The 21,271-nt window shown below is 61.3% G+C and carries 21 protein-coding genes; 4 read left to right on the plus strand and 17 right to left on the minus strand.

The window, feature by feature from the left end; genetic code table 11:
* Nucleotides 1–6: 6 nt before the first annotated feature.
* The 12 genes from SR858_RS16860 to SR858_RS16915 form a co-directional block, all read right to left on the minus strand.
* Nucleotides 7–1,530: a Do family serine endopeptidase gene (locus SR858_RS16860; RefSeq protein WP_084669788.1), complete on the minus strand. Its 1,524-nt coding sequence runs from the start codon at nt 1,528–1,530 to the stop codon at nt 7–9.
* 143 nt (nt 1,531–1,673) lie between these two features.
* The gene (locus SR858_RS16865; RefSeq protein ID WP_019920167.1) at nt 1,674–2,105 is read right to left on the minus strand and encodes a sigma-E factor negative regulatory protein; all 432 of its coding nucleotides are present in this window, start codon (nt 2,103–2,105) and stop codon (nt 1,674–1,676) included.
* 73 nt (nt 2,106–2,178) lie between these two features.
* Nucleotides 2,179–2,781, minus strand: a complete 603-nt coding sequence (gene rpoE / locus SR858_RS16870; RefSeq protein WP_026636972.1) for an RNA polymerase sigma factor RpoE — start codon at nt 2,779–2,781, stop codon at nt 2,179–2,181.
* Nucleotides 2,782–2,853: 72 nt separating this feature from the next.
* Nucleotides 2,854–3,282, minus strand: a complete 429-nt coding sequence (locus SR858_RS16875; RefSeq protein WP_152882506.1) for a hypothetical protein — start codon at nt 3,280–3,282, stop codon at nt 2,854–2,856.
* Nucleotides 3,283–3,466: 184 nt separating this feature from the next.
* Nucleotides 3,467–4,714: a beta-ketoacyl-ACP synthase II gene (gene fabF / locus SR858_RS16880; protein WP_019920169.1), complete on the minus strand. Its 1,248-nt coding sequence runs from the start codon at nt 4,712–4,714 to the stop codon at nt 3,467–3,469.
* Nucleotides 4,715–4,744: 30 nt separating this feature from the next.
* Nucleotides 4,745–4,984, minus strand: coding sequence for an acyl carrier protein (acpP, locus tag SR858_RS16885; protein WP_008449912.1), 240 nt, complete (start codon nt 4,982–4,984; stop codon nt 4,745–4,747).
* A 133-nt stretch (nt 4,985–5,117) separates the two neighbouring features.
* Nucleotides 5,118–5,864, minus strand: a complete 747-nt coding sequence (gene fabG, locus SR858_RS16890) for a 3-oxoacyl-ACP reductase FabG (protein WP_026636973.1) — start codon at nt 5,862–5,864, stop codon at nt 5,118–5,120.
* Between the two features lie 49 nt (nt 5,865–5,913).
* A complete protein-coding gene (gene fabD, locus SR858_RS16895) occupies nt 5,914–6,855 on the minus strand; it encodes an ACP S-malonyltransferase (RefSeq protein ID WP_019920171.1) in 942 nt (313 codons plus the stop codon).
* A gap of 90 nt (nt 6,856–6,945) precedes the next feature.
* A complete protein-coding gene (locus SR858_RS16900) occupies nt 6,946–7,950 on the minus strand; it encodes a beta-ketoacyl-ACP synthase III (RefSeq protein WP_019920172.1) in 1,005 nt (334 codons plus the stop codon).
* Between the two features lie 21 nt (nt 7,951–7,971).
* Complete coding sequence (gene plsX, locus SR858_RS16905) at nt 7,972–9,066, minus strand: phosphate acyltransferase PlsX (RefSeq protein ID WP_019920173.1); 1,095 nt, start codon at nt 9,064–9,066, stop codon at nt 7,972–7,974.
* 179 nt (nt 9,067–9,245) lie between these two features.
* Complete coding sequence (rpmF, locus tag SR858_RS16910; protein ID WP_008449924.1) at nt 9,246–9,428, minus strand: 50S ribosomal protein L32; 183 nt, start codon at nt 9,426–9,428, stop codon at nt 9,246–9,248.
* Nucleotides 9,429–9,635: 207 nt separating this feature from the next.
* Nucleotides 9,636–10,127 (minus strand): YceD family protein, encoded by a 492-nt coding sequence (locus tag SR858_RS16915; RefSeq protein WP_026636974.1) that lies wholly within the window; start codon nt 10,125–10,127, stop codon nt 9,636–9,638.
* A gap of 160 nt (nt 10,128–10,287) precedes the next feature.
* Here SR858_RS16915 and SR858_RS16920 point away from each other — a divergent pair, with 160 nt between their 5' ends.
* Both SR858_RS16920 and SR858_RS16925 read left to right on the plus strand, forming a co-directional pair.
* Nucleotides 10,288–10,896, plus strand: coding sequence for a Maf-like protein (locus SR858_RS16920; protein WP_026636975.1), 609 nt, complete (start codon nt 10,288–10,290; stop codon nt 10,894–10,896).
* Between the two features lie 14 nt (nt 10,897–10,910).
* Nucleotides 10,911–11,648 carry an SAM-dependent methyltransferase gene (locus SR858_RS16925; RefSeq protein WP_019920176.1) on the plus strand — a complete coding sequence of 246 codons (738 nt, stop codon included), beginning with the start codon at nt 10,911–10,913 and terminating at the stop codon, nt 11,646–11,648.
* 9 nt (nt 11,649–11,657) lie between these two features.
* Here SR858_RS16925 and SR858_RS16930 read toward each other — a convergent pair whose 3' ends face one another.
* Both SR858_RS16930 and rlmJ read right to left on the minus strand, forming a co-directional pair.
* Nucleotides 11,658–12,926 carry an EAL and HDOD domain-containing protein gene (locus SR858_RS16930; RefSeq protein ID WP_019920177.1) on the minus strand — a complete coding sequence of 423 codons (1,269 nt, stop codon included), beginning with the start codon at nt 12,924–12,926 and terminating at the stop codon, nt 11,658–11,660.
* Nucleotides 12,927–13,058: 132 nt separating this feature from the next.
* Nucleotides 13,059–14,225, minus strand: coding sequence for a 23S rRNA (adenine(2030)-N(6))-methyltransferase RlmJ (rlmJ, locus tag SR858_RS16935; protein WP_322533674.1), 1,167 nt, complete (start codon nt 14,223–14,225; stop codon nt 13,059–13,061).
* Between the two features lie 220 nt (nt 14,226–14,445).
* Here rlmJ and SR858_RS16940 point away from each other — a divergent pair, with 220 nt between their 5' ends.
* Nucleotides 14,446–14,646, plus strand: a complete 201-nt coding sequence (locus tag SR858_RS16940) for a hypothetical protein (RefSeq protein ID WP_154819720.1) — start codon at nt 14,446–14,448, stop codon at nt 14,644–14,646.
* Between the two features lie 97 nt (nt 14,647–14,743).
* On the opposite strand, the gene aceA is transcribed toward SR858_RS16940, so the two are convergent.
* Nucleotides 14,744–16,039 carry an isocitrate lyase gene (gene aceA / locus SR858_RS16945; protein ID WP_019920180.1) on the minus strand — a complete coding sequence of 432 codons (1,296 nt, stop codon included), beginning with the start codon at nt 16,037–16,039 and terminating at the stop codon, nt 14,744–14,746.
* Between the two features lie 360 nt (nt 16,040–16,399).
* Nucleotides 16,400–17,623, minus strand: a complete 1,224-nt coding sequence (locus SR858_RS16950; RefSeq protein WP_019920181.1) for an MFS transporter — start codon at nt 17,621–17,623, stop codon at nt 16,400–16,402.
* A gap of 106 nt (nt 17,624–17,729) precedes the next feature.
* Between SR858_RS16950 and SR858_RS16955 the strand changes: the two genes are divergently transcribed.
* The gene (locus SR858_RS16955) at nt 17,730–18,515 is read left to right on the plus strand and encodes an AraC family transcriptional regulator (protein WP_019920182.1); all 786 of its coding nucleotides are present in this window, start codon (nt 17,730–17,732) and stop codon (nt 18,513–18,515) included.
* Nucleotides 18,516–18,601: 86 nt separating this feature from the next.
* On the opposite strand, the gene clpB is transcribed toward SR858_RS16955, so the two are convergent.
* Nucleotides 18,602–21,199: an ATP-dependent chaperone ClpB gene (gene clpB / locus SR858_RS16960; RefSeq protein ID WP_019920183.1), complete on the minus strand. Its 2,598-nt coding sequence runs from the start codon at nt 21,197–21,199 to the stop codon at nt 18,602–18,604.
* Nucleotides 21,200–21,271 lie beyond the last annotated feature (72 nt).

The raw sequence follows: 21,271 nt of genomic DNA on the forward strand, positions 1-21,271 counted from the left end.
TATCACTTACTTGGCCAGCTCGCTCGGACGCAGCGAAATGAACTGCGTCTGGTCACCGCGGCGCACCAGCACTACCGAGCGCTTCTTCGGATCGAGCTTGGCCACCAGCGCGTTGAACTGCTTGGCGTCCTTGATCGCGGTATTGTTCAGCTGCAGCAGGATGTCGCCTTCATCGAGGCCAGCCGCTTCGGACACGCCATCGACATCGGCAATCACTACGCCACCATCGACGCCCAGCTCCTTGCGCTTGTCGGCCGGCAGGTCGGTAACGATCAGGCCCAGCGCGTTGGACTTGGCCTGCTCCGGCTCGGCTTTGCCGCCCTTACCCTTGCCGGTTGCGCCCTTGCCGGTCTTGTCGGCATCCATTTCCACCACGTTGACCGGCAAGTCCAGTTGCTGGCCCTTGCGCCACACGGTAATGGTCGCCTTGCTGCCAATCGCCGTGCCGCCGACCACGCGCGGCAGGTCCGACGAGCGGGCAATCGCCGTGCCATTAAATTTCAGAATGATGTCACCCGGCTTGATTCCGGCCTTGTCGGCAGGACCGTCGGGCTCCACCATGGCCACACCGGCACCTTGGGCATTTTTCAGGCCCAGCGACTCGGCCACTTCCTTGTTCACCTCGGAAATCTGCACGCCGATGCGGCCGCGGGTGACCTTGCCGCTCTTCTTGAGCTGCTCGGACACGCGGATCGCCTCGTCGATCGGCACCGCGAACGAAATGCCGTTATACGCGCCGGACAGGGTGGCGATCTGGGAATTGATGCCGATGACTTCGCCGCGCATATTGATCAGCGGGCCACCCGAGTTGCCGGGGTTGACGGCCACGTCGCTTTGAATCAGCGCCAGGTAGTCGCCGGTATCGCGCTGCTTGGCCGAGATGATGCCGGCGGTGACGGTGTTCTCCAGGTTGAACGGCGAGCCGATGGCGATCACCCACTCTCCCACGCGGATCTTGTCGGAGTCGCCCATCAACAGGAATGGCAGTTTTTCACCTTCGATTTTCAGCACGGCCACGTCGGTGCGGGCGTCCGCGCCCAGTACCTTGGCCTTGAATTCGCGCTTGTCGGTCAGCGTGACGAACACCTCGTCGGCGCCATCGACCACGTGGGCATTGGTCATCACGTAGCCGTCGGCCGACAGGATGAAGCCGGAGCCGACGCCGCGCGGCACTGCTTCTTCAGGTACCGGGGTGCGGCGCGGTGTTTTGCGGCCCTGCCCTTGCGGTGGCACCGGCATGGCGCCGCCGAAGAAGCGGCGCATGAATTCGGCCATTTCGTCTTCGCCGACTTCGCCACGACCGCCCGGCTTGACCAGCTCGGTGGTGCGGATATTGACCACGGCGGGGCCAACGCGGTCAACCAGGTCGGCAAAGTCGGGCAAGCCCATCACGGCGCCGGTGACCGGCGCGGCGGCAACTGCCGGACTCATGCCCAGTACGGCGGGCGACATCCAAACGCTTGCGCTGACCAGCAGCGCGGAGAGAGTTTTACTGCCGACAGATAAATTATTTTTCAAATTATTTTTCATGGAGATCGTTCTCTAAAGGTTCTGGAATGCAGGCAGCACGCGTCGCGGTGCGAGGCGCGCGCCATGAGGCTAGCACAGGGCGGGATAAAAGTCCCGCACGCGGCACACCGGGTAATTATACGAGCAGGAAGAAATAAAACGGCTTAAGGGAAGATTACGTCGGCGCTGGAGGCATCCTGGCCGTGGGACGTGGCGCCGGCGGCAGCGCTGGTGGCGAGCGTATTTGCAGCGGCGGCAGTAGCGGTATTGGCGGCGTTGCTGGCATGGGCGGCAGCAGCGCCGTTGGCCGATGCGGCAAACGGTGGCGCAGCAGGGTCGGTGGCGCCTGGCGCAAGCGGCGAGAGCTCGTGCGCAGGCTCGTTGTCGAGGCGCGCCGCCAGCGCCGCGCGGAACCCATTGCTGAGCGCGCCTTGAGCGCTGTCGCGCAGCACGTCGCCGACCAGGTGATAGGCCTGCCACGCCGCCCTGCCCTCGGTGGTTTCCAGCGCCGCGAAGGCAAGTTCCTGCTCGCTCTGCGCCAGCTCGCCATCCGCCAGCGCCGAAATGTTTTCGTGCAGTCTTTTATGGGTATCCATCGCTTGCTCCGCCTGTCAATACATTGCCACCACGGCCGACAAATTGCCGGGCGCCAATGCCATCATTCCTGCCTTACCAGCGCTTGTCAACCGGCATATCGAGCAGAGGCTTTAACTTTTCAGCGATGACTTCTCGGGCACGGAAGATACGGCTGCGGACCGTGCCGATGGGGCAAGCCATGATATCGGAAATCTCTTCGTAGCTGAGCCCTTCTATTTCGCGCAAGGCGATCGCAGTCCGTAAATCGAGTGGCAAGGCGTCCATGGCCGCGTTGACGGTCTGGGCAATTTGCTTGCTGGCCAGCATGGATTCCGGCGTATTGATGTCGCGCAAATTATCGCCATCTGAAAAACCCTCGGCATGTTCGGCGTCGGTTTCCGTCGACGTGGGCGTGCGCCTGCCCTGCGTCGTCAAAAAATTCTTGGCCGTGTTAATTCCTATGCGATACAACCACGTATAAAAAGCCGAGTCGCCACGAAAATGCCGCAACGCGCGATAGGCCTTGATAAACGTCTCTTGTACCACGTCTTCGGCTTCCACCGGGTCGTGCACGATACGCGACAGCAGGCGCATGAGGCGGCGCTGATATTTGGCCACCAACATGTCAAACGCCTGCTTGTCGCCGGCCCGGACCCGGTCGACCAGCATCTGGTCACACTCACGTTCTGTCGTCACTCCGGAATTCCTCGGTGGCCTGCAACGTCGCCGCAACCCTTTATGCTATAGAGTTAGCCCGCTGCAAGAAGTTCACAGTGTTGGCGCATTTATTTCGCTGCGCGCGGCGGCGGCCCGACAGGCCAGCGTCAACGCGCGCAACTCCGCCCCGCTTACGCAATCGGGCAACACCAGCACCGACCGCACGCTGCCATCCGCACCACCCAAGCGCAGCAGCAGCAAACCGCGCCACACGGTCGATCCATCAAGCAGGCGCAGCGGCGTTCCCGCATGTTGGTATAGCGCAGTGCGGAATTGCCCGACTGCGGTTATATCAACCGCCATTGCAATACCGCATGGTTGCCCGCAGACATAGCCACAGATAGCGGCCACCACGCACGCCAGCGGCGCCAGCACGCCGGGACAGGCAGCGGCGGACGCCAGCACGCAACAGCACAACCCGGCGTGCAACAAGCGCAAACCAGGCGAGGGACGAACGATGACGGACACCGCGATCGACATGACTGCAGCACGGATAGAGACAACACAAAAAATCTACACGGATGGGGAGCGATAAAACTGGATGCGCCGGCGCGGGGCCGGGCAATTCAGGCGCTGGCGAATGCCAGCGCCGAATCCTCGCCCACCATGCTTTGACATGGCGGGCGCGGTTTTAGTTCAACATAAAGTTAAACTTTTTTACTACCTAGATCTTGCCGAAGACAAGGCTGCCGTTGGTTCCGCCGAAGCCGAACGAGTTTTTCACTGCATACTCGATCTTCATGTCGCGGGCGACATTGGCGCAGAAGTCCAGATCGCACGACGGATCCTGGTTGAAGATGTTAATGGTCGGTGGCGACACCTGGTGGTGCACCGCCAATACCGTAAACACTGCTTCCAGGCCGCCGGCGCCGCCGAGCAAGTGGCCGGTCATCGACTTGGTCGAATTGACCACCAGCTTTTTGGCGTGGTCGCCGAACGTGCGCTTGATGCCCTGCACTTCGGCCACGTCGCCTTGCGGCGTCGAGGTGCCGTGCGCATTCACGTACTGCACCTGGTCCGGGTTGAGGCCGGCGTTGGCAAGCGCGGCTTGCGCCGACTTGCTGCCACCGCTACCGTCTTCCAGGGGCGACGTCATGTGGTAAGCATCGGCGCTCATGCCGAAGCCGACCAGCTCGGCGTAAATCTTGGCACCGCGTGCCTTGGCGTGTTCGTACTCTTCCACGACCATCACGCCGGCGCCTTCGCCCAGCACGAAGCCGTCGCGGTCCGTATCCCATGGACGGGATGCGGTGGCCGGGTCGTCGTTGCGCGCGGACAGGGCTTTTGCCGAAGCAAAGCCACCGAGACCCAGCGGCGAAACGGTCGACTCGGCGCCACCGGCGATCATCACGTCGGCATCGCCATACTCGATCATGCGAGCGGCAGCGCCAATGCAATGCAGGCCGGTGGTACAAGCGGTGACGATCGACAGATTAGGACCGCGCATGCCGTACTTGATCGACAGGTTGCCCGAAATCATATTGATAATCGAGGCAGGCACGAAGAAGGGCGAAATACGGCGCGGACCGCGCTTGTCGTAGTCTTCCTTCTGCTCTTCGATCATCGGCAGACCGCCGATGCCGGAACCGATGATCACACCGATACGATCGGCATTGGCGTCGGTCACTTCGATACCCGAATCCTGCACCGCCTGGATGCCGGCCGCCATGCCGTAATGGATAAACGTATCCATGTGGCGCGCTTCCTTGGCCGAGATGTAGTCCTCGATATTGAAGCCTTTGACTTCACCGGCAAAACGGGTACTGAAAGCTTGTGCGTCAAACTTGGTGATGGTGGCAATGCCGGATTTGCCCTCGAGTGCCGCTGCCCAGGTATCGGCAACATTGTTGCCAATCGGGGTAACGGCGCCCAGGCCGGTAATGACAACACGACGGTTTTTAGAACCTCTCAAGCGATTCTCCTAAAGTCGATCGGGCGGCAATTACGCCTTGACGTGCGCGGTGGCGTAGTCGATGGCTTGTTGCACGGTGGTGATCTTTTCTGCTTGTTCGTCAGGGATTTCCATTTCGAACTCGTCTTCCAGGGCCATCACCAGTTCCACGGTGTCCAGGGAGTCAGCGCCCAGATCGTCAACGAACGAGGATTCGATCTTGATGTCCGCTTCTGCGACGCCCAGTTGTTCTGCGACGATTTTCTTAACGCGTTGTTCGATATCCGACATGTTATGGCTCCATTTGTTTGTTACGGAAAGCGCGCATTTTATCAGGTTTGCGCACTGAAAAACTAATTTCGGTGTTTGCTACGAGTTTCCCCATAAGTGCACCGAAATCGCTGGTAAAAGATGGGAAATCCCATCAGTTCATATACATACCGCCATTCACGTGCAGCGTGGTGCCGGTAATGTAAGCCGCTTGCGGCGAGGCCAAAAAGGCGACCGCAGCAGCGATATCTTCAGGTTTGCCCAGGCGGCCCAACGGGATCTGGGTGAGCAATGCAGCGTGCTGGTCGTCGCCCAGCGACTTGGTCATGTCGGTATCGATAAAGCCCGGCGCCACGCTGTTGACGGTGATGTTGCGGCTGCCGATTTCACGCGCCAGCGCGCGGCCCATGCCCTCCACGCCAGCCTTGGCGGCAGCGTAATTCATCTGGCCCGGGTTGCCGGACGAGGCCACCACCGACGTGATGTTGATGATGCGGCCAGCCTTGGCCTTCATCATGCCGCGCAAGACGGCGCGCGACAGGCGGCCGACGGCGGACAGGTTGGTGGCGATCACGCTGTCCCACTCGTCGTCCTTCATGCGCATGGCCAGGTTATCCTGGGTGATGCCGGCATTGTTGACCAGGATGGCGACCGCGCCGTACGTCTTGGTAATTTCGTCGATGACGGCCGCGCAGCGCTCGGCGTCGGTCACGTTCAGGACCAGGCCTTTACCGGCCTCGGCATTGATTTCAGCCAGGTAAGCTGAAATCGCTTCCGCGCCCGCTTCGGTGGTGGCGGTGCCGATCACGCGCGCACCCTGGCGCGCCAGCTCCTGGGCGATGGCCTTGCCGATGCCGCGCGAAGCGCCGGTCACCAGCGCCACTTGATTTGCTAAATTCATGTGTGTCCTAACTAGTTAGTGCTAAACGATAGTACTCTGCGCCGCAGTCTTACTTGAGCGAGGTCAAGATGCGCTCCAGCGACGCCTGGTCGGTGATGGCGTCGCCTACCAGCGTCGCATCGATGCGCTTGGTCAAGCCCATCAGCACCTTGCCGGGACCGCATTCGATCACCTGAGTAATGCCTTGTGCAGCAACCTGCTGCATGGTTTCCACCCAGCGCACCGGTGCGGCAGCCTGGCGTACCAGCGCATCCTTGATTGCATCGACGTCGTTCAGCACAGCCACATCGACGTTATTGATCAGCGGGATTTGCGGTGCGGCGAAGGTCAGGTCGGCCAGGTAGTCGCGCAGGCGATCCGATGCAGGTTTCAGCAGCGACGAGTGGAACGGCGCCGAGACCGGCAACTTCATGGCGCGCTTGGCGCCCTTGGCCTTGGCGATATCGCAGGCGCGCTCGACCGCAGCAGTATGGCCGGCGATCACGACTTGCGCCGGCGCGTTGAAGTTGACCGCTTCCACCACCGAGTCCGACACGGCAGCGGTGGCTTCGGCGCAGGCGGCGCGCACGTCGTCGTCCGACAAACCGAGCACGACAGCCATGGTGCCGAGTCCGACCGGTACGGCTTCCTGCATCGCTTGCGCACGGAAGCGCACCAGCGGCACGGCGTCCTTGAACGCGATCACGCCGGCAGCGACCAGCGCCGAGTATTCGCCCAGGCTGTGGCCGGCAACGATGGTTGGCGCCGGGCCGCCTGCGGCGATCCATGCGCGGTACACGGCCACGGCAGCGGTGAGCATCACCGGCTGGGTGTTGGTGGTGAGGTCCAGCTCTTCTTTCGGACCTTCGGCAATCAGCTTGCCGAGGTCAAAGCCCAGCGCGCCTGACGCTTCGGCGATGGTTTCTGCCACCACCGGGTTGCCGGCAAAACCGTCCAGCATGGCGATCGCCTGCGAGCCCTGGCCCGGGAATACAAATGCAAATTTAGTCATACGTCATCCATTCGAAGGGAATCAATTCTTGTCGGCCTGAAGTATAGCCGTTAGAACTCTAACTCTAATTCTGGCGCAACAAGTCGCCGCTTACAGCGTATCCGGCAAGCCGCTCATGGTGGCCAGTACCGCGCCCCAGGTAAAGCCGCCGCCAACACCTTCCATCATGACGTTGTGGCCGTTCTTGATGCGGCCGTCGCGCACGGCAGCGTCCAGCGCCAGCGGGATCGAGGCAGCCGACGTATTGCCATGCTGATCGACGGTCACCACCATTTTGTCCAGCGGCAGGCCCATCTTCTTGGCGGTGCCGTTCATGATGCGGATATTGGCCTGGTGCGGCACCAGCCAGTCGATCTGGTCAGCCGACATGCCAGCCTTGTTTAACGCTTCGTGCGCGACCTTTTCCAGTACCGAGACGGCCAGCTTGAACACCGCCGGACCGTCCATGTACAGGTAGGCTTCGCCGGCGGTGGCGCCGCTGAACGAGTTGGGCATGCACAGGATGCCCGAGTGGCTGCCGTCCGCGTGCAGCGCGGTGGCCAGGATGCCAGGCTCGTCCGAACCGGTCACCACCACGGCGCCGGCGCCGTCGCCGAACAGCACGCAGGTGGTGCGGTCGTTAAAATTGAGAATGCGCGAAAACACTTCGGCGCCGATCACCAGCACGTTCTTGTGCACGCCGGCACGGATGAACGCATCGGCCGTGGACAGCGCATACACGAAGCCGCTGCAGACAGCCTGCACATCGACGGCCGCGCCATTGTTGGTGATGCCGAGTTTTTGCTGGACGATGCAGGCGGTGCTGGGGAAGCTGCCAAAGAAGTCGGGGGTGGAGCTGGCAACGATGATCAGGTCGATATCGTTGGGCGCCAGGCGCGCCATTTCCAGCGCCTTTTTGGCAGCGTTGGCCGCCAGGTCCGACGATTTTTCGTCGGCGGCGGCAAAGTGGCGCGCCGAAATGCCGCTGCGCGATACGATCCACTCGTCGGAAGTTTCGATGCCCTTGGCGGCCAGCTGCTGGGCCAGGTCCTGGTTGGTCACACGTTGCGCCGGCAAGTAGCTGCCGGTGCCGATAATTTTGCTATACAAGGTCATGCCGTCTATTCCACTCGATAGTTAGCCAGCAACGACGCCGGCGGCACTGGGGGCGGCTGCAGGTGCGGCAGCCGCCTCAGGCGTTTCAGTGTTGCGCGGCATCAGCTCGGCGATCAGGGTCGAAATGTGCGGCAACACGTCATTTTTGGCTGCATCATACGCCCGCTTGATCGCCCACTCAAAGGAATATGCGTCGGCGCCACCATGGCTTTTGAACACCAGGCCGCGCAAACCGAGCAGGCTGGCGCCGTTATAGCGCGACGGCGACAGGCGGTTCTTGATGGCAGTGAGCGCGCCGCGGCCCAGCAAGGCGCTGAGGATGGTCAGCGGCGTACGCTTGAATTCGGTCTTGACGGTGTCGGCAAAGAAGCGGGCCACGCCCTCCACTGCCTTGAGCGTGACGTTGCCGGTAAAGCCGTCGCACACCACCAGGTCGGTGGTGCCCTTGAAGATGTCATTGCCTTCAACGTTGCCGAAGAAGTTCAGCGCGCCGCGTTCGTGGTCGATCTGCAGCAGCTTGCCGGTGGCCTTGACCACTTCGTTGCCCTTGATGTCCTCGGTACCGACGTTAAGCAGGCCGATGGTCGGGCGTTCGATGTTTTCCATGGCCGAGACCAGCACCGAACCCATGATGGCGAACTGGTGCAGGTGATGCGGTTCGCAATCGACGTTGGCGCCCAGGTCGAGCATGTAGGTCGGGCCGTTCTTCTGGTTCGGCATGATCGAGCAGATCGCCGGGCGATCGACGCCGCTCATGGTTTTCAGTACGTAGCGGGCCACTGCCATCAGGGCGCCGGTATTGCCGGCCGAGACAGCGGCCTGGGCCTTGCCGGATTTGACCTGCTCGATCGCCACGCGCATCGACGAATCTTTTTTTCGGCGCAACGCAACTTCCAGCGGGTCGTCCATGGTCACCTGCTCGGAAGCGTGGACGATGGACAGGCGCGGATGGGTGTCGGCGTGATGCTTTTTCAGTTCGGCGCGCAGGACGTCTTCGAGTCCGATCAGGATCAGCTCGGCGTCTTGTTCGCGGTTGACGAAGGAGATTGCTGCGGGAATGGTGACCGATGGACCGTGATCTCCGCCCATGCAGTCGATAGAAATTTTGATTGTCATTGTTTGGGTTCAGTACCACGCTCCAGCCCTTCCGGGGCGAGCTGCGGCAAGCTGCGGACCAGTAACGGCCGGCGTATCAACATGACGGTGTGCAAAAGTGGTTTGCAGCCGATGAAAAAAGAAAAAGCGATGCTCAATAACTCAGCACCGCCTGTTTCCGTGTCCAGCAAAAGCGTCGATTACTCGTCGTTTTTGGTTTTCAGGACTTTACGACCACGGTAGAAGCCGTTAGGGCTGATGTGGTGACGCAGGTGGGTTTCGCCGGTGGTTGGCTCGATACCCAGTTGTGGAGCAACCAGGAAATCGTGCGAACGGTGCATACCGCGCTTCGAAGGGGACTTCTTGTTCTGTTGAACTGCCATGTTAATGACTCCTAATACATAAGTTCTAAAATTTTAACACAATCGATCAGCAAATACATGCGAATCGAGTATCCCGCCGGCAATACAGCCCGGCGACGTTAAATGCGGGTACTACTTTTACTACAACTTGCCAATACTCGATTACTGCACGCGCATGACACGTTCTTTACTACAGCTTGTTCGGATTTGCGGCTTACCGGTGCCGACTTATTTCAGGCCCTTGAGTGCTTCGAAGGGCGAGATCTTGGCGCTTTTCGCCTTATCGAGCAGTGATGCGTCAGGGCAGACTGCGTGGCGCGGCGATTGCGGCAAGGCCAGCAACGCTTCATCTTCCACCAGGTCCATCACCAGCATGCTGCGGGTGCCGACGATCACATCGATCGATTCGTCAGCAATAATTTCTTCGATTTCGTCGGCTTCCTGATCATCCTTACCAAGCACCAGCACGGTCGACGAGTCGAGGGTGTGGGCATAAGGTGTCAGGCACCGCTGGCAGACCAGTTGCACCGTGCCGGCAACCGACAGGGTCAACTGCGGGTAGCCCATCTTGCCGGCGCCGCCTTCTACCTTCCAGGTAATCTCGCCGGACGCGTCAGCGCAGTCCTTGGCCAGACGGGTCATTTGAGCAACAGGCGTTACGCCGTGTTCGCTGCCATTGTGACGACAAAAATCAAAAGCGTCGATGACCGTAGCATTCATTACAGAAAAATTCCCCGGAAAACCTGCGATAATAGCAGGGTTTTCACCCGCAAGTCAAAAGCTGTATGACTTAACACGCTGTTTGAGCATTTTTACGGTTTTTAATGTGTCCGGCGCGCATCAGCGAACGCCGGCGACAGAGCATATAACATTCCCCCCTATGACATCAAGTTTACCGTTACGCCTGGTGCTGGCATCGAGCTCCGCCTACCGCAAGGAGCTGTTGTCGCGCTTGCACTTGCCGTTCGACGTGGCCGTGCCCGATATCGACGAAAGCCCCCTGCCCGGCGAGACGCCGAGCGCCACCGCGCTGCGCCTGGCGCGCGAAAAAGCTGCTGCCGTGGCCGCCAAACTACCGGGCAGCGTCGTGATCGGCTCCGACCAGGTGGCCACGCTCGACGACGAACAGATCGGCAAGCCCGGCAACCATGCCAACGCGCTGGCGCAGTTGCAAAAAATGCGCGGGCGCGAAGTGGTCTTCCACACCGCGCTGTGCGTGTGGGATGGCCGCGCCGAGCACCCCGACAGCGCCGCCCAGCTGGCCGACATCCAGACCCGCGTGACCTTCCGCGACCTGCCCGATGCCGAGCTCGACGCCTACCTGCGGATCGAGCAGCCGTACGACTGCGCCGGCAGCGCCAAGAACGAGGGGCTCGGCATTGCCATCCTGGAACGGATCGACAGCACCGACCCCACCGCCCTCACCGGCTTGCCTTTGATCGCCCTGACAGGCATGCTGCGCAATCTTGGTATTTCCTTTTTTAGATAGTTGATGAGTTATTCATGCCCGGCACCTTATTTTTGATTCCAAATACCCTGGGCGAGACCGAAGCGCTCGCCTCCGTGCTGCCTGAACAGGTCCAGCGCATCACGTCGCAGCTCGATTATTTTGTGGCCGAGAACGCCAAGACCGCGCGCGCCTTCCTCAAGCTGGTCAATGCCAGCCATCCGTTGAGCAAGCCGCTGCAGGAAATCACCATTTCCGAACTGAACGTGAATACGCCGCCGGCAGCGCTGGCCGGCTTGCTGGCGCCGTTGCTGGCCGGTCGCGATGGCGGGCTGGTGTCGGAAGCAGGCGTGCCGGCCGTGGCCGACCCCGGCGCCGATCTCGTGCGCCTCGCGCATCAGCACGGCATCCCGGTACGGCCGCTTGTGGGCCCATCGTCGTTGTTGCTGGCAGTAATGGCAAGCGGCCTGAACGGCCAAAGCTTCGCCTTCAACGGCTACCTGCCCACCGATGCGGCCCAGCGCAGCGCCCGCATCAAGGAACTGGAAACCCGTTCACGCAAGGAAAAGCAAACCCAGCTGTTTATCGAAACGCCGTATCGCAACACGGCCATGCTGGAAGCCTTGGTCGGCGCCTGTGCGCCAGGCACGCTGATTTGCGTGGCCACCGATTTGAGTCTGGCGACGGAAACCATACGCACCCAGACCGGGGCGCAGTGGAAGAGCCAGCTGGCTGGCGGCAAGGCGCCCGATTTTCACAAGAAGCCGACGGTGTTTTTGTTGTTGGGACAGTAAGGTCTTTTATTAAAACCCGCGCGAGTATTCCGTCACCCACTCGATCGCCGCCAGCTGTATCGCATACAGCTCGGCCGGCCTGACGGCAATCTGCTCCAGCATCTGCCCCAGCGCCACCGCATCGCGCCCGCGCTCGATATTCTCGATCAGGCTCAGCAGCACGCCGTAGTCCCCCGCCCGCTCCAGCAGCGCCGTGCGCACTTCGTCGAGCACGTTCACGCTGTCGAGCAGTTCCTGCATGTGGATCGAAAACAGCGTATCCATCAGCGACATCACGCCCACCGTAAAGCCGATATCGGCGCTGGTGCGCTGCCCGGGCCGCGTATGTTCGACCAACAACTCGATGGTTTTGCCGCGCGTGGTGGCCAGTTGCAGCAGGGGCGACGTGAATTCGTGCGCGCCGCCGCTTTTTACATACAGCAAAATCTGCAGCCAGCGCCGCAATTGGCGCCTGCCCAGCACCATCAACGCATGCCCCACCGAATTGATGCGGTAGCGCGTGCCCACCGCCGGGGTATTGACCAGCCGCAGCAGATTGAGGGTGATCAGCGCATCGTGCTTGACCATCGATTCGATCTCGTGGCTGCTGGCATCGGTATCGATCAGGTCGAGCAAGTGCAGCACGCTGCGCTGGGACGGCGAGATCTTTTTGCCGCTGAGAATGACGGGACGGGCAAAGTAATAGCCCTGGAAGTATTCAAAACCGAGATCCATGCATTGGCGGAACTCTTCCACCGTCTCGACCTTTTCAGCCAGCAGCTTTTGCTTCGGATTCTTCAGTACCCTGGCCAATGCCGCCAACGTGCCGGGCTTCATCTGCTTGATATCGACCTTGATCACGTCGCACAGCGGCTGCAGCTTTTGCACGTCCGCCGTCTCGCCGATGACGTCGTCGAGCGCGAAGCGAAAGCCGGCGCGCTTGAGCTCGCGCACGCGTTCGAGCACGGCAGGCGTGGCTTCCACGGTTTCCAGGATTTCGAGGATGACCTTGTCGTGTGGCAGAAAGCGGATGAAGTCGCTCATCAGGCCAACTTCATCGACATTGACGAAGGCAAGCTGGTCGCCCACGACCAGCTCCATGCCCAGCTCGGACGCGTGGGCGATCACCGTGGCGGTGGCGGACGCATCGTCGCGAAACTCTGCGGTGGTGGCGGTGTGGGCGTCGCGGAACAGCAGTTCGTAACCGACCAGCCGCTGGCCCCGGTTGAGGATGGGCTGACGGGCCAGGAAGAAATTATCGGCAAGCCTGGACGGTGGCAGCTCGGTCGCTGACAGCATGGACATCCCCTCAGGAGACCCCGAAACCTGTTGCGTGGCCCCCGCTAAAGTGCTGGAACGCGGCGCTGAACTGACGTCGGCGCCCGCGGATACCCAACTATACCCGATGCTACCAAAATGACAACTAAAAACCTATCGCGTGCCGGACCGGCGCGGACCATTGTTGCGTGCAACTGCGGGCTGGTCGCTGCCAGCCGGCTTGGCGGCCGTCGGCCGGGCCGGGGCTGGCCTGGCCCGGGCAGGTTTGCCTGTTGGGGAGGTCTTGGCGTCGGCAGACAAACCTGCCGAAGCGGCCTTGGCACCGAACGCTGGCTTGCCGCCAAACCCGGGCTTGGCATTGAAAGGCGTACTGGTGCTCGCGCCCGGACGGCCACCGGGACGACCGCTGGCGCCGGGACGACCGCCGGCAGCACCCTCGCCGGTGCCGGGACGGGCCAACGGGGTGCGGGTGCGGATCGATTTACCGACCGGCAGCGGCTTGCCGCTCTCGAGCGTAAAGCGTGCGCCGCTGTCCTTGCCCAGCGCCTTGACCAGCCACGGCATCACTTCCTTGAGCATCGGCTCGAGCGTGTAAGGCGGATTGAGGATGAACATGCCGCTGCTGTGCAGGCCGAAGCCATCGGGCATCGGCGTGTGGGTGGTGAGCACCACGTTGAGCCAGTCGTTGCATTGCAGTTGCTTGAGCTTGTCCGCGAATTCGCGCGATTCCATCCGTTGCAGCAGCGGATACCAGACCGCGTACGTGCCGCCCGGGAAGCGCAGCAGCGATTCGGCCAGCGTATCCTTGACCTTTTTATAGTCCTGCTTGTCTTCGTACGGCGGGTCGATCAGCACCAGCGCGCGGCGCGATGGCGGCGGCAGCAGCGCCTTGAGCGACTGGAAGCCGTCGCCCTTGGTCACCAGCACGCGCTTGCCGCGCGTGGTCGGGCGGATGCCCTGCTGGGCGGCGTGCTCGTCGAGCTTGCGGAAGTTATCGGTCAGCAGCTTGAAGTCGGCCGGATGCAGCTCGAACAGGCGCAGGCGGTCATGCTCGCGCGCCACCAGGTCGGCGATGAACGGCGAGCCCGGGTACTGGCGCATCTTGCCGCTCGGGTTCATGCCCTTGATCAGGTCAACGTATTCCTTGACCGGCGCCGGCATGTCCTTCAAGTCCCACAGCGGCCCGATGCCGGTGTCGTACTCGGCGTTCTTGGAGGCGAAAGCGCCGTCGAGCGCATACACACCGGCGCCCGAGTGGGTGTCGATATAGGTGTAGGCGGTGTCTTTCTGATTCAAGTATTGCAGCATCTGGATGGTCACGAAATGCTTCAATACATCGGCGTGATTTCCCGCGTGAAAGGCGTGGCGGTAGCTGAACATGTGTGGGGACTTTCTAAATAGGTAATGCAGACTGGACTGCGCAATCCCGCATTATCCACCAGAACCGGGGCCGGACCCAAAAACGGTTGTACCACGTTTGCATCAAGGCGCACACGTCGGGCAAATCTAAGATGGCGAATTGACCAACGGGGAGGTAAACATGAAGATGACCATCGTGACCGACGATCAGGGAGAAATTCTGGGGGCGATACCGGGAGACACCGTGCCGGAGCACGTGATATTGAAGGACTTTCAGTCCCACATCGTGGAAGTGCCCGATGACACCGGCGCGATCACCGACGGCGCGGAATTGAAGAAGCGCCTGCAAGAAGCCTTGCAGGCGCAGCACGGCAGGCAGTAACCCTCACCCCGCGCTTATAACGCGGAGCAGGCTTTACCGCTCGCGGTCGGGCCCTGTCAGGCTCCGACCCCGCCTGGCCGTGCGGGTTTTAAACTGGTTAAGCAACCTTTTTGTCGAAGAATTGTTCGTCCTCGGTGGAACCGTGCAGCGCCGTGGTGGACGACTGGCCGTTCTGGATGGTCTGGGTGACGGCATCGAAGTAGCCGGTGCCGACTTCGCGCTGGTGCTTGACGGCCGTGAAGCCCTTCTCGGCAGCAGCGAATTCTGCTTCCTGCAATTCCACGAAAGCCGACATCTGGTTGCGGGCATAGCCGTGCGCCAGGTTGAACATGCCGTAATTCAGTGCATGGAAACCAGCGAGCGTGATGAACTGGAATTTATAACCCATGGCGCCCAGCTCTTTCTGGAACTTGGCGATGGTGGCATCGTCCAGGTTTTTCTTCCAGTTGAACGATGGCGAGCAGTTATAAGCCAGCATCTTGCCCGGGAACTTGGCGTGCACGGCGTCGGCGAACTGCTTGGCAAAAGCCAGGTCCGGCTTGCCGGTTTCGCACCACACCAGGTCGGCATACGGCGCGTAGGCCAGGGCCCGCGAAATGGCCTGCTCGATACCCGGTTTGACTTTATAAAAGCCTTCCACGGTGCGCTCGCCGGTGCAGAACGGACGGTCGTTTTCATCGACGTCGGACGTCAAGAGGTCGGCCGCTTCGGCATCGGTACGGGCGATCACCAGGGTGGAAGTGCCCATCACGTCGGCTGCCAGGCGGGCGGCGGTCAGTTTTTCCACGGCTTCGCGCGAGGGCACCAGCACTTTGCCACCCATGTGGCCGCATTTCTTGACCGAGGCCAGCTGGTCTTCGAAGTGGACGCCGGCAGCGCCCGCGTCGATCATCGACTTCATCAGTTCGTAGGCGTTCAGTACGCCGCCGAAACCGGCTTCGGCATCGGCCACGATCGGCGCGAAGTAATCGATGTCGTCCTTGCCTTCCGACCATTGAATCTGGTCGGCGCGCTGGAAGGTGTTATTAATGCGGCGCACGACCAGCGGCACCGAGTTGGCCGGGTACAGCGACTGGTCCGGGTACATCTCGCCAGCCACGTTGGCGTCGCCCGCCACTTGCCAGCCGGACAGGTAGATCGCTTTCAGGCCCGCTTTGACTTGCTGCATGGCCTGGTTGCCGGTCAGCGCGCCGAGTGCGTTGACGAATGGTTCGTTGTTGACCAGGTCCCACAGTTTTTCGGCGCCGCGCTTGGCCAGCGTATGCTCGATCTGCAGCGAGCCGCGCAGGCGCACAACGTCTTCCGCCGTGTAGGTGCGGGTAACGCCCTTCCAACGTGGGTTGGTGTCCCAGTCTTGTTGCAGGGCGGCGATTTGCTGTTCACGAGTTGCCATGGTGTTCTCCTAGGGTTGATTCAGTTTGGTGGTAAAGAATGCCGTGCTGTTGGAACTATAGTAGTCCTTTTTGTGCAGCGCATGAGCAGTCTTCTATAAGACATATAACTAAAATATATTCCTTAACAATCAACGCATTAAAAATCATTTTTCAGGATACGGAACGCCTTTTCTCAGCATGAAAGAAGTCGATGCTGCAAACTCACATGAAATCCCACGATGTGAAATTGATTTTCCGCCAGATGAAAAAAGGGCGCAAAAAGCGCCCCTTGTTGTGATCCACAACCGAACTTATCTAAAAAATAATTCTGAAAAGTGATGCAATCGCCCAACACTCGCGGTTTTTCAATCGGATCGGTCTCACGCCGCCTTGGCCGCCAGCATGGACCGGCTGTTATTGCCCACACCGATGGTGGTGAAGATCACCAGTGCCTGGAAGATGGCGATGCCGACGAACACGCCAGCCGGGTGGCCGGCATCCATCAGCGCCGCAAACATCAGCGGGCCGATGGCCAGGCCCGTGTCCAGCCCCGAATACACCACGCCGAACACGCGGCCGGTGGCGTTGGCTGGCGCCGCGCCCCGTATCATCAGGTCACGCGACGGCCCGGCAATGCCGGTGGCAAAACCCACCAGTCCCATCAGCACGATCGACATCCAGGCTGGCACCACGGCTGCCGCCAGTATCAATGCGAACACCGCTGCCGCCGCAAAAGCGCCGATGATGATGCGGTCGTGGCGGCCATTACCCGCACCGAGGAAACCGCCGTACAACATGCCGACCGCCGACGACAGCATGAAACACGTGTACGCCGACGTGGCCCACGCCAGCGACATGCCGTACAGGCTCACCAGGCTGGTGGAAGCAAAGGTCTGCACACCAGCCAGGGCCACCGCCGAAATCACGAAGAAGGCAAAGCACATCCACACCACTTTCAGGCGCAGGAAGCCAAGTGCGCTTGCTCCGGCCACGACTGCCGCGCCGGTGGCAGGTACGGCCGCCGGTTCCGGCCGCAGCGCGTGACGGTTCCAGAGCAGCAGCGCCAGCACGCCCAACGGCAGCACGGACGCGCACAGCAGCGCGGTGCGCCAGTCGGTCCGGCCGGCCACCGACGTCAGGAACAATGGCGACAGCGCCCAGCCGATATTGCCGCTGATGCCGTGCACCGAGAAGCCGTGCGCCAGCCGCTTTTTTGATACGCGCTGGTTGAGCAAGGTGTAGTCGGCCGGGTGGAACACGCAGTTGCCGCAGCCGGCCAGGAAAGCGCCAACCATCAACTGGCCGTAGTTCTGCGCCGACGACAGCACCACCGCAGAAATGCCCAGCAGCGCCACGCCGCTCATCAGCACCACCCGCGCGCTGAAACGGTCCACCACGAAACCGGCCATGGCCTGCCCCACGCCGGACACGGCAAAGAACACCGTCATCAAAAGGCCCAGTTCTCCATACGACAAGTTGAACTCGGGTTTGAGCCACGGGATCAGTGCGGCCAAAATCAAGTGATAAAAGTGGGAAGTGCCGTGCGCCAGTCCGACCAGGCCGATCACCCGGGCGTCTTGCCGAAATAATTGTTTGTCATCCATTGTGCGCTCCTGTTGCTATTTTGAAACGCCAGTGTAGGCCGAAACGCGCCGTCTGATTTAAGATAGGACGACATCTTTTAGCGCGATTCCGCCACAACCCGCCACCATGCCAGCTCCGATCGTCACCCACACCTTGTTCAACCGGGTAGGCGTCTACCCTACCCTGCAACGGCAAGTCACCATCGCCGGACGCAACCTGGCCGCCAACGCTGTGCTATTGCCGCATCACCATCCGTACGGCCAGTTCACGTACGCCATGCAGGGCATGGTGCGGGTGACGGCCAACAACAGCAGCTGGATCGTGCCGCCGCAGCGGGCGATCTGGATCCCGCCCGACATGGAGCACACGGTGACGGTATTGGAACCGACGCTGCTGCGGCCGGTCTTCGTGCATGCGAGCCGCTCGCCGTTTGCCGGCGACGATTGCAAGGTGGTACACGTATCGAACCTGCTGCGCGAGCTGATCGCCGCGCTCGAGCAGCACGACGAGCACGAACAGTCGGACCGCGAGCGGCTCCTGAGCGAGATGATTCTCGATGAAGTAACGCGCTGCGCGGTGCGGCCGATGCGCGTGCCGCTGCCAGTGGACAAGCGCCTGAAAGCACTGTGCGATGCGCTGATCGACGATCCGGGCGTGGAGCTGACCTTGCAGGATTGGTCGGGCCGGGTGGGGGCGTCCGAGCGGACCTTGACGCGGTTGTTCGAGCGCGAACTGGGAATGAGTTTCGTGCAGTGGCGCCAGCAGGTGCGGCTGGCGCACGCAGCGCCATTGATTGCGCGCGGCATGCCGCTGTCGCAGGTGGCGGCCCAGCTCGGTTATGCGAGCCAGTCGGCGTTTTCGGCGATGTTCAAGAAAACGTTCGGCAGCACGCCGACGGCGTTTTTTAGTTAAGTTGCACCGAGATCCGTCATCCCCGCGTGCGCGGGGATGACGGCGTTGCGGCTCACGGTTCACGGCTGGCTGCCAGCCGTTACCTGTTACCTGAACGTCAGCTCGCCATTTTCCGCATCGACGTGAATCACGTCCTTCGGACCAAACCGCCCTTGCAGAATCAGCTTGGACAGCGGATTTTCGATCTGCTGCTGGATCGCGCGTTTCAGTGGACGAGCGCCATACACCGGATCGTAGCCTGCCTCGGCGATTTTTTGCAGCGCGGCGTCGGTGATTTCGAGCGCCATGTCCATCTTGCCCAGGCGTTTTTCCAGGATCGCCAGCTGGATCTTGGCAATCGCGCCGATGTTCTTCTCGTCGAGGCCATGGAATACCACGATCTCATCGATGCGGTTGATGAACTCGGGGCGGAAGTGCGACCGCACCTCGGCCATCACCGACAGCTTGACCACCGACGGATCGGAATCTTCCATCGCCTGGATTTTATGCGAGCCCAGGTTGGACGTCATGATGATCACCGTGTTTTTGAAATCGACGGTTCGGCCCTGGCCGTCGGTCATGCGGCCATCGTCGAGCGCCTGCAGCAGCACGTTGAACACGTCCGGGTGCGCCTTCTCCACTTCGTCGAGCAGGATCACGCTGTACGGCTTGCGGCGCACCGCTTCGGTCAGGTAGCCGCCCTCGTCGTAACCGACGTAGCCGGGCGGCGCGCCGATCAGGCGGGCCACCGAGTGTTTCTCCATGAATTCGCTCATGTCGATGCGGATCATCGACTCTTCGGTGTCGAACAGGAAACCGGCCAAGGCTTTCGACAGCTCGGTTTTACCCACGCCCGTCGGTCCCAGGAACATGAACGAACCATATGGCCGGTTCGGATCGGACAGGCCGGCACGCGAGCGGCGGATGGCGTCGGACACGGCCGAAATCGCCTCGTCCTGGCCCACCACGCGTTCGTGCAGCTTTTCCTCGATGTGCAGCAGCTTGTCGCGCTCGCCCTGCATCATGCGCGAGACGGGAATCCCGGTCGCGCGCGACACCACTTCGGCAATCTCTTCGGCCCCCACCTCGGTGCGCAGCAGGCGCTGCTTCGGCGGCGTATTCTTTTCCAGCGACACGCCGTTGGCCGCCGCCGTTTCGGCCTGCTTCAGTTCCGCTTCCAGCTCGGGCAGGCGGCCGTATTGCAACTCGGACACGCGCTGCCAGTTGCTCTCGCGCGTGGCCTGCTCCATTTGCAGCTTGATGCGCTCGATCTCTTCCTTGATATGGGTGCTGCCCTGCACCACCGCCTTCTCGGCCTTGAGGATTTCCTCGTAGTCGTTCAGTTCGCGTTGCAGGCGTTCGATTTCTTCCTCGATCAGGTCCAGGCGACGGCGCGAGCCCTCGTCCTTTTCCTTTTTGACCGCTTCCTTTTCGATTTTCAGCTGGATCAGGCGGCGTTCGAGCTTGTCCATCACCTCGGGCTTGGAGTCGATCTCGATCTTGATTTTCGACGCGGCCTCATCGATCAGGTCAATCGCCTTGTCGGGCAGGAAGCGGTCGGTGATGTACCGGTGCGACAATTCCGCCGCCGCGATGATGGCGGCGTCCGAAATGGCGACCTTGTGGTGCAGCTCGTACTTGTCCTGCAAGCCGCGCAGGATGGCAATCGTGTCTTCCACGCTCGGCTCATCGACCAGGATTTTCTGGAAGCGGCGCTCGAGTGCGGCATCTTTCTCGATGTACTTGCGGTACTCGTCGAGGGTGGTGGCGCCCACGCAGTGCAGCTCGCCCCGGGCCAGCGCGGGTTTGAGCATATTGCCCGCGTCCATGGCGCCGTCAGCCTTGCCGGCGCCGACCATCGTATGCATTTCGTCGATGAAGACGATGGTCTGGCCTTCGTCCATCGCCAGCTCCTTGAGCACGGTTTTCAGGCGCTCCTCGAACTCGCCGCGGTACTTGGCGCCGGCCACCAGCGCCGCCATGTCGAGCGCGAGCACGCGCTTGCCCTTGAGCGAATCGGGCACTTCGTTGTTGACGATGCGCTGCGCCAGGCCTTCGACAATCGCGGTTTTACCGACGCCCGGCTCGCCGATCAGCACCGGGTTGTTCTTGCTGCGGCGTTGCAGCACCTGGATCGCACGGCGGATTTCATCGTCGCGGCCGATCACGGGGTCGAGCTTGCCGGCGCGGGCGCGCTCGGTCAGGTCCAGCGTGTATTTTTTCAGCGCTTCGCGCTGGCCTTCGGCCTCTTGCGAATCGACCTTGCCGCCGCCGCGCACGGCCTCGATCGCCGCTTCCAGCGCCTTGCGCGTCAGGCCGCTTTCGCGGGCCAGCGTACCGGCGTCGGACTTGTCTTCGGTGAGGGCCAGCAGCACCATTTCGCTGGAAATGAACTGGTCCGCGCGTTTTTGCGCTTCGCGGTCGGCCATGTTGAGCACGCCAACGAGCTCGCGGCTGGCCTGGACGTCGCCGCCCGTGCCCGACACCTTGGGCTTGCGGTCGAGCGCATCCTTGAGCGACTTGGTGAGACCGCCAACGTTGACACCGGCGCGCTGCAGGATCGAGCGGGCACTGCCGTCGTCCTGGTTCAACAGCGCCAGCAGCAAGTGGCTGGGTTCGATGTACTGGTTGTCATTGCCCACTGCCAGACTCTGCGAGTCCGACAAGGCTTCCTGGAGTTTGGTCGTGAGTTTATCTTGCCGCATGGTGATGCTCCGATAGATTTGAGTTAGCGCACAGATAGGGTTGTACGACTACTTTTCAAGACCTGCGACCAG

It is taken from the genome of Duganella zoogloeoides, from assembly GCF_034479515.1.
Classification (GTDB): Bacteria; Pseudomonadota; Gammaproteobacteria; order Burkholderiales; family Burkholderiaceae_D; genus Rugamonas; species Rugamonas zoogloeoides.